This is a genomic window from Nostoc sp. ATCC 53789 (genome assembly GCF_009873495.1).
Taxonomy (GTDB): Bacteria; Cyanobacteriota; Cyanobacteriia; order Cyanobacteriales; family Nostocaceae; genus Nostoc; species Nostoc muscorum_A.
In genome coordinates this window covers 7,073,176-7,086,216 of sequence record NZ_CP046703.1, presented here as the reverse complement: position 1 = coordinate 7,086,216, position 13,041 = coordinate 7,073,176, and the positions used below count along the sequence as shown (strand labels likewise).

The 13,041-nt window shown below is 41.1% G+C and carries 7 protein-coding genes and 1 pseudogene; 7 read left to right on the top strand and 1 reads right to left on the bottom strand.

The features are described 5' to 3' along the window. Positions 1 to 35 precede the first annotated feature (35 nt). From GJB62_RS29290 to GJB62_RS29260, 7 genes are all read left to right on the top strand, one after another. The gene (locus tag GJB62_RS29290) at positions 36 to 1,004 is read left to right on the top strand and encodes a J domain-containing protein (RefSeq protein ID WP_114080718.1); all 969 of its coding nucleotides are present in this window, start codon (positions 36 to 38) and stop codon (positions 1,002 to 1,004) included. Further along, the gene (locus GJB62_RS29285; protein WP_114080719.1) at positions 1,004 to 2,215 is read left to right on the top strand and encodes an ATP phosphoribosyltransferase regulatory subunit; all 1,212 of its coding nucleotides are present in this window, start codon (positions 1,004 to 1,006) and stop codon (positions 2,213 to 2,215) included. The genes GJB62_RS29290 and GJB62_RS29285 overlap by 1 nt, the downstream gene beginning before the upstream one ends. A gap of 159 nt (positions 2,216 to 2,374) precedes the next feature. Then, positions 2,375 to 2,599: a ferredoxin family protein gene (locus GJB62_RS29280; RefSeq protein ID WP_012407913.1), complete on the top strand. Its 225-nt coding sequence runs from the start codon at positions 2,375 to 2,377 to the stop codon at positions 2,597 to 2,599. A 303-nt stretch (positions 2,600 to 2,902) separates the two neighbouring features. Beyond that, complete coding sequence (locus GJB62_RS29275) at positions 2,903 to 3,631, top strand: ABC transporter ATP-binding protein (protein ID WP_012407914.1); 729 nt, start codon at positions 2,903 to 2,905, stop codon at positions 3,629 to 3,631. A gap of 920 nt (positions 3,632 to 4,551) precedes the next feature. Then, complete coding sequence (locus GJB62_RS29270) at positions 4,552 to 10,413, top strand: AAA family ATPase (RefSeq protein WP_114080720.1); 5,862 nt, start codon at positions 4,552 to 4,554, stop codon at positions 10,411 to 10,413. 496 nt (positions 10,414 to 10,909) lie between these two features. Continuing rightward, positions 10,910 to 11,245, top strand: coding sequence for a cytochrome c6 PetJ (petJ, locus tag GJB62_RS29265; RefSeq protein ID WP_114080721.1), 336 nt, complete (start codon positions 10,910 to 10,912; stop codon positions 11,243 to 11,245). Between the two features lie 285 nt (positions 11,246 to 11,530). Continuing rightward, positions 11,531 to 12,454, top strand: a complete 924-nt coding sequence (locus GJB62_RS29260; RefSeq protein ID WP_114080722.1) for a tetratricopeptide repeat protein — start codon at positions 11,531 to 11,533, stop codon at positions 12,452 to 12,454. An 11-nt stretch (positions 12,455 to 12,465) separates the two neighbouring features. Here the strand turns inward: GJB62_RS29260 and GJB62_RS29255 are convergent. Beyond that, positions 12,466 to 12,906, bottom strand: a pseudogene (locus GJB62_RS29255) (Uma2 family endonuclease); the annotation flags it as partial. Positions 12,907 to 13,041: the final 135 nt, after the last annotated feature.

The following is a 13,041-nucleotide window of genomic DNA, read 5'->3' as shown; positions in this document are numbered from 1 at the left end:
GGAATCTAACTGCTCCTTTGGTGCAAAAAGTCTATATGTCTTTCAAAATAGATCGTGGATTATTTAAATATGATTTCATAGATCATCACGCAATATTGTGCGTTCCAGTTGATGCGGATGTCAAAGAGATTCGGAAACGCTATCTCCAAATTGCCCGCCGCTTACACCCGGATAGTAGGTTTACTGAAAGTGATGAGCAAAAACAGCTAGGAAACGAATTGTTATCAAAGTTGGTTAACCCGGCTTATGAAAAACTTGTTGGCGATCGCACTCGCACGGAATATATTTTAATTTTGTCGCAAATTGGCAAGCGCTTGTTACAAGAGTCTGCTTCGTTAACTCTCACCACCGATTTGGCTAAAGAGTTAGCTAAGTCACCTAATTTCGATCATGTCTATAAAAGTGCGATCGCTAAACTAGCTCAAAGCCAATATGATTCTTTAGACCAAGTGCAGCAAGTCCTTGCCCAAATTAGTGAGTTGAATTTAGTCTATTTAATGCGGAATGCAAGCAAAACATCCGCCGCGCCGCCACCACCTGCTCAACCTAAAGTTCAATCAGTTACACCTCAACCAAGTACACCAAAAAATACACTCCCAGAACCAGCACCAGCACCAGCGCCACCAAAAGAAGACACGGTTGTAGAACAGTATGTTCGTCGCGCTCAATCTTTGATTGACAAAAACCAATTTGCCCAAGCCAAAGTAGAGTTGCAAGATGCCCTGAAGCTAGAACCTAGAAATAGTCGCTGTCATAGCTTGATTGCAATGGTGTATTTGAGGCAAAATCAGCTAAAAATGGCAAAAATCCACTTTGAAAACGCTTTAAAGTTAGATCCCAGTGACGAAATGGCTCTGCAATGGAAACCTAAAATAGATAAGGCATTAGCACAACACCCTAGCGATCATAAGGTGACTTCATCCGCCAATAATGGAGATAAGCAACCAGATAAATCTGGTAGTGGTGGTTTGTTCGGTGGTTTGTTTGGTGGGAAGAAAAAATAATGGTGTATCAACCAGCATCGGGTGCCAGGGATTTATTGCCCTTGGATGTGGAGAAAAAACGCTGGATTGAAGATCGGTTACAGCAGGTGTTTCATCGTTGGGGATATCACAGGATTATCACCTCAACTTTAGAGCGTATGGATACCTTGATGGCAGGGGAAGCAATTCAGCGCCAGATGGTGATTCAACTACAAAATGGCGAAGATGATGAATTAGGGCTACGTCCAGAATTAACAGCATCCATTGCTCGTACTGTTGTCACTCGCATGGCAAATGCAACTTATCCGCAACGGTTGTACTACAACGCCAATGTGTTTCGCCGCACGTGGGAAAGTAGGCATAATCGCCAGCAAGAGTTTTATCAAGCTGGGGTGGAATTGTTAGGTGCTGGCGGATTGCTGGCGAATGCGGAAGTACTGCTGCTAGTCGCGGATTGTTTAGCAGCATTAGGTTTGCGACAATGGCACTTAATTTTAGGTGAAGCGGGAATTACGCGATCGCTCCTGAGTGCATTTCCGGCTAATTTACAGGATAAAGTTCGCAGTGCGATCGCTCATCTCGACCGCATTACCATAGATACTTTACCCTTGAGTGACAAACTACGCGATCGCGCCAGAATCATGCTGGATTTGCGCGGCCCCAGTGCAGACGTGTTACAAAAAGTTAGTAGTTTGGATCTAGACGAAGAACAGCGAGAGGCAGTGAATAACCTCAAATCCCTAGTAGAATTACTAGAATCAGAGAAAAAATTCCCCTTAATCCTCGATCTCAGCCTGATCCAGACCATAGATTACTACACTGGTATTGTCTTTGAAGTTGTCAACGACACCGAATCTCAAGCCAGAGTTTTAGGGCGTGGTGGTCGCTACGACCAGCTTTTGGGTCTATATCATCCCCAAGGAGAAAATATACCCGGAATTGGTTTTGGACTCAATATCGAAGATTTATACCAAATTTTGTTATCTACTCAACAATTACCGCAAGTAACCCCAGCGAGTAACTGGTTAGTAGTACCAGAGACGGCGAGTGCTAACGCCCCTGCCTTTGCCTACGCGCAAAAACTTAGAGATTCCACCCATTTAGTGCGGGTAGAAATTGATTTAGGGGGAAGGGATGCAGACGCTATTCGCCAATATGCACGCGATCGCAGCATAGCCCAAATTGCTTGGATTAAAGCTGATGGTTCACCCAAAATTGAGTCATTGCGTTAAGTGAGTTGGGAAGAGGACAAGGGGACAAGGAGAATTGGGGACAAGGGGAAAGACTTGTTTCAAGTTCTCACCTCTTGTCCCCTTGTCCCCTGCTCCCTACTCCCCAGCCTCCCCTGCTAGGCTAGAAATAGCCGATACAGAAAAGAGGGAATCGAGAAAATGCCGCACACAATTGTTACAGAAGTCTGTGAAGGCGTAGCTGACTGCGTAGATGCCTGTCCAGTAGCTTGTATTCATGATGGCCCAGGCAAAAATGCCAAGGGAACAGATTGGTACTGGATTGACTTTGCCACTTGCATCGACTGTGGTATATGTCTCCAAGTTTGCCCAGTAGAAGGGGCGATTCTGGCAGAAGAACGACCGGAGTTGCAAAAAACTCCGTAATAGTCCATAGTCAACAGTCAATAGTTATTTTTTGACTTGACTGTTGACTGAAGAGGCAGGCGAGCAGAGGGAAGTGGGCAGGGGGAAGATACTGGAAATATACTGATACAAGGGTTTCAGAGCAAATAAATTTATTTATTCTCAAAAGTAAAAATATTTATTTTGAGCGGAAAGTGCCACAAGAAATAATACATCCTTGCCTCAAGCCCATAAATTTAATTTATGGGTTTCTCCCACTGCTCCCCACTCTCTGCCCCTTTTACTCTTTTTGACCAATGACAAACTACAAATGACAAATGACAAATGACAAATGACTATTTACTAGATGTTCAGAATGTCCATGCTGGATACATCAAAGATGTAGATATCCTGCAAGGTGTGAATTTCCTGGTTGCCCCAGGAGAATTGGTAACAGTGATTGGCCCCAACGGTGCTGGTAAATCTACTTTGGCAAAAGCAATTTTTGGGCTTTTGATCCCCCACACAGGCACAATTACCTTCAAAGGTGAAAATATCGTGGGGCTAAAGTCCAATGAAATTGTTCAACGAGGAATGTGCTATGTACCGCAAATCGCCAATGTTTTCCCCTCTCTCAGTGTTGAAGAGAACTTGGAGATGGGTGCTTTTGTACTTAATGTTCCCCTAAAACCAATTAAAGATAAAATATTTACCATGTTCCCCAAACTGAGCGATCGCCGTCGTCAACGGGCTGGTACTCTCTCTGGAGGAGAACGCCAGATGCTAGCGATGGGTAAAGCTTTGATGTTGGAACCTAGTTTGCTGATTTTGGATGAACCATCTGCTGCTTTATCCCCGATCTTAGTGACACAAGTATTTGAGCAGATTAAACAAATTAATCAGGCGGGAACTGCGATCGTATTAGTAGAACAAAATGCCCGTAAAGCCTTAGAGATGGCTGATCGCGGCTATGTACTGGAGTCTGGGCGCGATGCTATCTCGGGCCTTGGTCAAGAACTGTTGAACGATCCTAAAGTGGGTGAACTATATCTGGGAGCAGGTAAAAGACATTAACCATCTTTAATCACTCTTGCCCCCATTCAACATAACACCACTTTAAATAAGGAAACTTCACGAGCCGATAGCGATGTCGAAGGCGTTCTGCGCCTACGCTATCTATAAACTAATACAAAAGCTATAACAATTCCTGCCACTGCCGCGACCGTCGTTTTCGATGCTCAAAGAATTCTCCCCAATAATCCTTGCGTTTCTAATCACATCTACAGCAGGTAAAAAGGGAAAACAGGACATTCATTCAGGAAAAATTATAAAAATGCAAATTAACCGGATTTGCCAGAACCCCAATTGAACAAGAGGGCGTACTAAACTTCCTATATATAAAGCTCTGCATCACTTTTTGATATAATTCTGAGTCAAAATAACTACTGCAAAGTCGCTCTAGAGGGAATCTGGGGCGTTTTTTATGGTATAAAAACGCCTATGTTTACCCTAATCAAAATTGATTGAGTGCTTTTGGCAATTTGGCATCCAAAATTTTTATGTTCCAGTTTTAATTGATATATCAGCAGGGTTACTGGGACATTGAGAAACTTCTACAAGGGATCGATTCCCGTCTCAAAAATCCCACCCAATGGCCAGTTGTTGACGCTCACGCTCTGTAAACTACCTTAAATGGTGGATGCAGTAAACAAGCAGAGCAAGCGTCACCGCTTCACCACAACTGGCTAGAAATCAAACAGAAAACACATAGTGCAATACTTTTCGGGTTTTGGGGAAAAGGGGAAAGGGTTTGAATTTCCTTTTCCCCATTGCCCTTTAACCTTTCCCCAGACCAAAAGAGAGAATTTTAACTTGGTTCTGGGTGAGAGTAAAGAATTTCTCATTGAAATTCCAGTATAAATTTCTGCTGCTGTCCTTTGACAACCTCGCTGATTCGGGAACACTAGATCCACAAAGAATCAGGATTCAACAGTATGGTTAGCACTCTTATCAGTATTCCCGGATATAAATTAAGTCAAGAACTCTACAATGGTTCCAGAACCCTGGTTTATCGAGGGTATCGAGAGAATGACTCATTACCTGTAGTCATTAAACTGCTGAAAAATCCTTATCCCAGTTTCAGCGAACTGGTGCAATTTCGTAATCAGTACACCATCGCCAAAAATCTTAACTCGCCTCTAATCATTGCCGCCTACAGCTTAGAACCCTATCAGAATGGCTATGCGCTGGTAATGGAAGATTTTGGCGGCATTTCTTTAAAGGATTATTTCACCTCTGTAGAGACGCAATATATCGCGTCTCTACAAGAGTTTTTAGAAATAGCGATCGCACTCTGCAATACCTTAGATATTCTCTATCGAGAGCAGATTATTCATAAAGATATTAAACCCAGCAACATTTTAATTAATCCCCAAACCAAACAAATTAAATTAATTGACTTTAGTATTGCATCCTTACTACCACGAGAAACGCAAACACTAGTCAATCCCAATGTGTTAGAAGGAACACTTAGTTATATATCCCCAGAGCAAACAGGAAGAATGAATCGAGGGATTGACTACCGCAGTGACTTCTATTCTTTAGGTGTAACTTTTTACGAATTACTCACAGGAAAGTTACCATTTTCATCAAACGATCTGATGGAAATGGTACATTGCCACATTGCTAAAGCAGCACCCAATTTAAGGGAGAGGGTGGAAGAGATTCCTCAAGTCCTTTGTGATATTGTCAGCAAATTGATGGCGAAAAATGCTGAAGACAGATATCAGAGTGTTTTCGGGCTGAAATTTGATTTAGAAAATTGTTTACATCAGCTACGAGAAACTGATATTATAAAGGCTTTTGAGATTGCACAACGGGATGTGTGCGATCGCTTCATTATCCCTGATAAACTCTATGGACGAGAAGCCGAAGTATCAACTCTCCTGCAAGCATTTGAGAGAGTTAGCCTTGGTGCAACAGAAATAATGCTGGTAGCTGGATTTTCGGGTATTGGTAAAACTGCGGTTGTCAACGAAGTTCATAAACCAATTGTGCGGCAACGGGGTTATTTTATCAAAGGGAAATACGACCAATTTCAACGGAATATTCCCTTCAGTGCATTTGTGCAAGCCTTCCGAGATTTAATGGGGCAATTGTTAAGCGAAAGCGATGCACATATTCAGCAATGGAGAAACCAAATATTAGAGGCTGTAGGAGAAAATGGAGAAGTAATTATTGAAGTTATCCCCGAATTATCAAGAATTATTGGCGAACAACCAGCCGCCATAGAATTATCAGGAACTGCGGCACAAAATAGATTTAATTTATTGTTCCAAAAGTTTACCCAAGTTTTTACCAGTGCTGAACATCCATTAGTGATGTTTTTAGATGATTTGCAATGGGCAGATTCAGCATCATTAAAGTTGATGCAGCTATTAATGGCTGATACAGGTCATCTTTTCATCATTGGTGCTTATCGGGATAACGAAGTCAATCCAGCCCATCCATTAATGCTGACTTTGAGCGAAATTCAAAAAAACCAAGCAGCCATTAATACTATTAGTTTAACACCCCTGAGTCAATCCCAAATCAATCAATTAGTCGCTGATACCCTAAAAAGTACAGAAAATTTGGCATTACCCCTTTCACAATTAGTCTATCAAAAAACTAAAGGCAACCCATTTTTTGCCACCCAATTTCTCAAAGCCCTACACGAAGAAAATTTCATTCAGTTTAACTTGGAGTTAGGCTGTTGGCAATGCCATCTGTCTAAAATTAATCAACAAGCATTGACCGATGATGTTGTAGAATTTATGGCGTTGCAGTTAGAGAAGTTACCCTTAGCAACCCAGAATATTCTGAAGTTAGCCACTTGTATTGGCAACTCTTTTGATTTAGCAACATTAGCAATTGTTTCAGAACACTCAGAAGTGGAAACCGCAGCCAATCTATGGAAAGCATTGCAAGAAGGTTTGATTTTACCGATCGGTGATATTTATAAATTTTATGTAGGGGCAGAAAGTCAAGCCGTTACTTCAGAAAATTCTCAAAATGTTACCTACAAATTTTTGCACGATCGCGTTCAACAAGCAGCCTATTCCCTAATTCCCAACGACCAAAAACAGGCGACTCATTACCAAATCGGACAACTGCTTCTACAACAGATTTCCGCACAAGCTAGAGTTGACCGTATTTTTGAAATCGTCAATCAATTAAATCACGGAACTGTTTTAATTACCCAACCAACAGAACGAGAAGAATTAGCCCAACTCAATTTAATTGCCTGTCGCAAAGCTAAAACTTCAACCGCCTATCAAGCAGCGCGTGAATATGCGACAGTGGGATTGTCTTTGTTGGCAGAAAATACTTGGCAGCAGCAGTATGAAATGACCCTCGCCTTGCATGAATTAGCTGCGGAAGTGGCAATGCTAAATGGTAACTTTGAGGCGATGGAACAGTTCATTGATATTGTTATTCAACAGGCACGCTCCTTACCTGAAAAAGTCAATGTTTACTGCGTTAGAATTCAATCTCATATTTCCCAAAGTAAACTGACATCAGCGATCGCGATCGCCCAACCAATCTTACAACAGCTTGGTGTCACCTTTCCTGAAACACCGACACCATCAGATATTCAACAGGAAATCCAACAGATTAAGGAACTTATTGGAGATCGGGAAATCGCTGATTTGGTTCACTTGCCTGAAATGACCGATGCAGAAAAACTTGGTACTCTTAAAATTGTCAATATCATCAGCCCAGCAGCTTACCTCACTGGCTCTGCGCTGTACCCATTGCTGAATACTTTGTCCGTTAAACTATCAATTCAGTACGGTAACACATCGACTTCTGCTTTCGGCTATGCGAACTATGCCAATATTCTCTGCAATTTCTTCCAAGTCGTGGATACAGGATCGCAGTTTGCTTCCCTGGCACTCCAGATTATTTCAAAACTCGATGCCAAAGCAAGTAAAACAGATGTTTTGATGATGTTGGGGTTATTTGTTGTACACCGCAAATCTCACATTAAAGAAACACTACCCCTCTTGCAAGAAGGTTACACTACTGCCATAGAATTTGGGAACTTGGTACTTGCTGGGTACAATGGTCACAGTTTTTGTCTCAATTCTTTTTGGAGCAGTCAATCCTTGGCTACCTTAGAGCAGGATATTTGCGCCTACTGCCATAGTTTGATGCAATTAAATCAATTGACAACCGCAAATTATAGTCGGATCTATTGGCAACCTGTTTTAAATCTGCTAGGTCTTGCAGAACATACCACCCTTTTGTCTGGGAAAGCCCTTGAAGAAACGGAATTTCTCCAGCAGCTACAGTCTGCCAAAGATGGATATGGATTGTATATTTTCCATTTGTATAAACTAATGCTTTGTTTCTTATTTGGAGAAATTGAGCCAGCGAAAAATCATGCTATTGAAGTCAGGCGCTATTTTATGGCTGGTGCGGGATTAGTCAGCGAACCAGTATTTTATCTTTATGATTCTCTGCTAACTTTGGCACAATTAAATCCACAGTTAGATGAAACATCAGAAGCATTGCAGGGTGTCATAGAAAATCAAACCAAGTTACAGCAATGGGCGTATCATGCACCCATGAATTATCAACATAAAGTTGATTTGGTAGAGGCAGAAAAATGTCGAGTATTAGGACAAAAAGCCGAAGCAATTGAGTTTTACGACAAGGCGATCGCTCTAGCCAAAGCCAACGAATATACCCAAGAAGAAGCACTTGCTAACGAACTGGCAGCAAAATTCTACCTAGATTGGGGCAGACAGCGCATTGCTGGGGACTACATGATTGAAGCCTACTATGCCTATGCTCGTTGGGGTGCAAAAGCCAAAGTTGCTGACCTAGAAGCTCGCTATCCGCAACTACTTAGACCTATATTAGAGCAAACCCGTTCTCCTCTCTCCACTCACGAAACTCTGTTCACATTGGGTAGTGTCACCTCCACAAGTTCGGCCATATCCAGTAGTAATGTTTCTCTGGCTTTAGATTTAGCTACTATTCTCAAAGCTTCTCATACTATTTCCGGTGAAATCGAACTGGAAAATCTACTTTCATCGTTGATGACGATCGTCATTGAAAATGCGGGGGCTGATAAATGCGTGTTCATGCTCTTGCGAGACTCGCGCCTGTTAATCAAAGGGTCAATTACCACAGGTTCAAAGCCAGTTGTCTTGCAGCGTATTCCCATTGAAGATAGCCAGGACATTCCCCACAGACTGATTTACAAAGTCTTGCATGACAAGCAAACTGCTGTAATAGTTGATGCGAGTGCCGATCGCACCTTAGCCAATGACCCCTATATCATCCGTCAGCAGCCGAAAAGTATCTTGTGTAGCCCGATTTTGCATCAAGGGAAGTTGCTGGGCATTTTATATCTAGAAAATAATTTAGCAACGGGGACGTTCACCAGCGATCGCGTTGAACTGCTCAACTTACTCTGCGCTCAAGCAGCAATTTCTCTGGAAAATGCCCGACTTTATGAGCGATCGCTAGAGTATTCCCAACAGTTAGAGCGATCGCTTAATGAGTTGAGTGTCGCCCAGTCTGGCTTGCAAGCATCTCAGCAACGACTCCAGCTATTGGTTCAGCAAACTCCACTGGCAGTCATAGAGTGGGATACGAATTTTCAGGTTATTGACTGGAACCCAGCAGCAGAAAGAATCTTTGGCTACACCAAACAGGAGGCTTTAGGTTGCCAATTCCAATTCATCATTCCTCAAACAATTCAAGCACAAATGGAGCGAGTTAGCATTGATATTATATCGCAGGAGGGCGGTAATTACAGTATCAATGAAAATGTGACAAAGGATGGTAATATTATTATTTGTGCTTGGTATAATAATTCACTTGTGAGTGCAGATGGCGAGTTAATCGGAGTCGCTTCCCTAGCAGATGATATTACGGAACAGCAAGCTGCGCTACGCGAACGCAAAGTTGCCGAAGCTCAACTTCAACAAAAAGCACAAGAGCTAGAAACTGCTTTACAAAACCTGCAACAAGCACAATTAAAAATAGTGCAAAGTGAGAAAATGTCTGCACTAGGCAACTTAGTTGCTGGTGTAGCTCACGAAATGAATAATCCTCTTGGTTTTATTGCTGCTAGTCTCAAACAAGCTAAACCCACTCTTAGTGAGATTACCGAACACTTAAAATTATATCAAGAAAGCTTCCCCAACAAAAGCGATGAAATTCTTGACCACGCCGAAGAAATCGACTTGGATTATAGTATAGAAGACTTGCCCAAGATGATTGATTCTATGTCTATGGCGTGTGAGAGGTTAAAAAATATCAGCACTAGTTTACGTACATTTTCCCGTGCAGACCAAGATTACAAAGTGCCTTTCAACATCCACCAAGGGATTGATAGCACCATTCTTATTCTCAAACATCGTCTCAAGGCGAATGAACAACGCCCCGCGATTGAAGTTGTCACAAATTACGGTAATTTACCTCAAATAGAATGTTTCCCTGGTCAATTAAATCAAGTATTTATGAATCTTTTAGCCAATGCTATTGATGCCTTAGATGAATTTAATACCGGACAATCTTTTGAAGAAATTAAAGCGAATACTAACTGCATTACAATTACAACTTCAGTAGAAAATAATCTCGTGAGAATTGCCATTACTGATAATGGTCAGGGGATGAATGATCAAGTAAAATCAAAAATATTTGACCATTTATTTACTACGAAAGCTGTCGGAAAAGGTACGGGATTGGGACTGGCGATCGCTCGGCAGATTGTTGAAGAAACCCACGATGGCAAATTGAGTTGTAGCTCGGTTATTGGTGAAGGCACGGTATTTGTCATTGAACTACCGGTGTAAAATTTTAAAGTTATTTCTTTACAAATAACTACAGATATCTGGCAATACTCAATCTAGAAGTTTTAAGAATTTAGCAATTGACAATTTTGCACAAATACTCATCGAGATAAATTAGTTTTTTGTACCTAATTAATCAGTTTTTCTCGTCTTAATAAAGACATATTAAGTCAAAGATAAACTGATTCAGATTTTCTGAAAAAAATGAAAAATAATTTGTAGCTAGATATCAATACGGTTCAGTTAAGGCTAAAACTCTTTGTCAAAGTCAACTTTTTTAACGAACCGCAGAGGTGCAGAGGAAACAGAGAGAAGAGAAAAAATGCTTAACTGAACCGTATTGAGCTAGATATAACTCTGTGTTAGAATCCAAAACCTTTAAAAACCCAAAGCTTTAAAACTAAGTTTGACAGGATGTCGTTTGACTATAAGAGCGGCTCAACTGACAATTATGGAGGATATTGCACCGAAGAAGCCGTTATTGTAGAGGGAACACGAAATGAAAAAAATGATTACAGTCATACTGTTAGGCATAGCAATCTTCACCTTTGCCTTCAGTAGCCCAGCTTTGGCAGGAGATGCCGTTAGTGGAGCTAAAGTATTTAGTGCTAATTGTGCCTCTTGTCATGCTGGAGGTAAGAATCTGGTTCAAGCAGCAAAAAACCTGAAGAAGGAAGCTTTGGAAAAGTATGGTTTGTACTCAGCAGAGGCAATTATTGCCCAAGTTACAAATGGTAAAAATGCTATGCCTGCCTTCGGCAAACGTTTAAAAGCTGACCAAATTGAAAATGTAGCTGCTTACGTGCTTTCACAAGCAGATAAGGACTGGAAGTAGATTAATATCTAATACCATTTCTGTATGAAGATGCGCTTAGAAGACTAATGTAAAACTACAGATTGCAGGAGCAATTTATGAATTGCTTCTACGTGAATAAAGTGTAGTCTCACATAGAATTGGTATAACTTCAAAAATTAACAATTAGCGGGGCTTTTGTCCCGCTAATTTTAGGTTTGCCAAAATTGTCAAATAGGATGCTTATACCAATTTTGGATTATATAATCTTGATAAAAAGACTGTTCCAAGAACATCAAACACTATTACCTATCCTAATTTGGTACTATGAGTAATTTCTGGCGATTATTTATCGGTGTAATTATTGCTTTTTCTCTAACTTTTTTGACTTCATCCGCACATTCAGCACCCGTTGCCATTACCAAAATTACGGCGAGTAATTTTTTGGAATTAGGTGTAGATAAGATGCGGCGCGGTAATTACCAGGAGGCAATAGAGAGTTTTAATCAGGCAATTGAAGTTGAGAAAGATTTTGCTGTAGCTTACAGCGATCGCTGTCTTGCTTATCTTCAATTACAAGATTACCATCAAGCGATCGCAGATTGTACCCAAGCTATAAATTTTGCACCTAATGACTCTGAGGCTTATCTGAACCGGGGTTTAGCACTTTACAGACAAGGGGATTATTCCGGTGCCATCGTTGATTATAATCGAGCGATCGCACTTAAACCCTACGATTTTCGAGCTTACTACAACCGAGGGCTAGCCTTTACAGGGGATGGAAAAGACTCGGAGGCAATTCTTGACTTTAATTCAGCTTTAACTCAAATTCCCCGAATTACTAGCTTACTGCTTGCAGATATCTACAATGACCGAGGTTTGGCGCATTTTGTCTTACAAGATATCCAAGCAGCGATGCTCGACTTTAATCTAGCAATTCGTCTCAACGCTAACGATTATAGAGCCTACTTTAACCGGGCTTGTGCTTGTGGCCGAAACGGAGATGACTTTGGTGCAGTGCGTGATTTTTCTCAAGTCATCAGACTCAACCCCAGTAATGCCCAAGCTTACGTTAATCGGGGAGTAGCTCGTTATCGCTTAGGATATCATTTAGGAGCTATATCTGATTTACAAAAAGCATCTGAGTACTTTGACAACCAAGGAAAGAGAGTTGCCTACGAAAAAACTTTAGATTTACTGAATAATTTGCGACAACAAATTTCGTCTGCAACGGAAATCGCTCTTTTGTAAGACTGTAAGAACTATACAGGATATCCACCAGCTTGAAAAATTTGTTCGGCGGTTAAGTTTAACTCTGGGAAAAGAGGTGAGATAATGCGATCGCTACCTCGAAACTGGTTGACTTGATATTCTCCCTCAATTAAAGTGTAGAGCGAGACAGTTGCTTGTTTGGGATTGCCAATAAATCGCCTACCGCCTAAAGCCGCATAGTCTACAATCCAGTACTCTGGGATGCCTACAGCTTCATAGTCAGCAGCTTTTTTTAAATAATCATCACGCCAATTGCTACTCACTACCTCAATTACTAAGGGTATTGATTCCGCTTGACTTACAGTAGATTCTTTTTTCCACAGATATTCATTTACCAAATTAGGAAGATTTAATATCAGTACATCTGGTGAGTAAGCTGATTCACTTTCAAGCGGTTTTACAAGTACTGTTTTCGGGATGCCATAGGGTAAGGGACTTCCAGAGAATAAAATATACAGTCAATAAAAATGATAATCATTTTAAGGGGGAGAAAGGGGTTGCCAACGGCAACCCCTTTCTCCCTCAATAAATAGGCAAGATAAATGTCTGCACAAAGAGAGTTCTTA

Excerpts from the sequence above, each read along its gene's own strand:
- GJB62_RS29290 (WP_114080718.1), top strand. The coding sequence starts at position 36 with ATGTCTTTCAAAATAGATCGTGGATTATTTAAATATGATTTCATAGAT.
- GJB62_RS29285 (WP_114080719.1), top strand. The coding sequence starts at position 1,004 with ATGGTGTATCAACCAGCATCGGGTGCCAGGGATTTATTGCCCTTGGAT.
- GJB62_RS29280 (WP_012407913.1), top strand. The coding sequence starts at position 2,375 with ATGCCGCACACAATTGTTACAGAAGTCTGTGAAGGCGTAGCTGACTGC.
- GJB62_RS29275 (WP_012407914.1), top strand. The coding sequence starts at position 2,903 with ATGACAAATGACTATTTACTAGATGTTCAGAATGTCCATGCTGGATAC.
- GJB62_RS29270 (WP_114080720.1), top strand. The coding sequence starts at position 4,552 with ATGGTTAGCACTCTTATCAGTATTCCCGGATATAAATTAAGTCAAGAA.
- petJ (WP_114080721.1), top strand. The coding sequence starts at position 10,910 with ATGAAAAAAATGATTACAGTCATACTGTTAGGCATAGCAATCTTCACC.
- GJB62_RS29260 (WP_114080722.1), top strand. The coding sequence starts at position 11,531 with ATGAGTAATTTCTGGCGATTATTTATCGGTGTAATTATTGCTTTTTCT.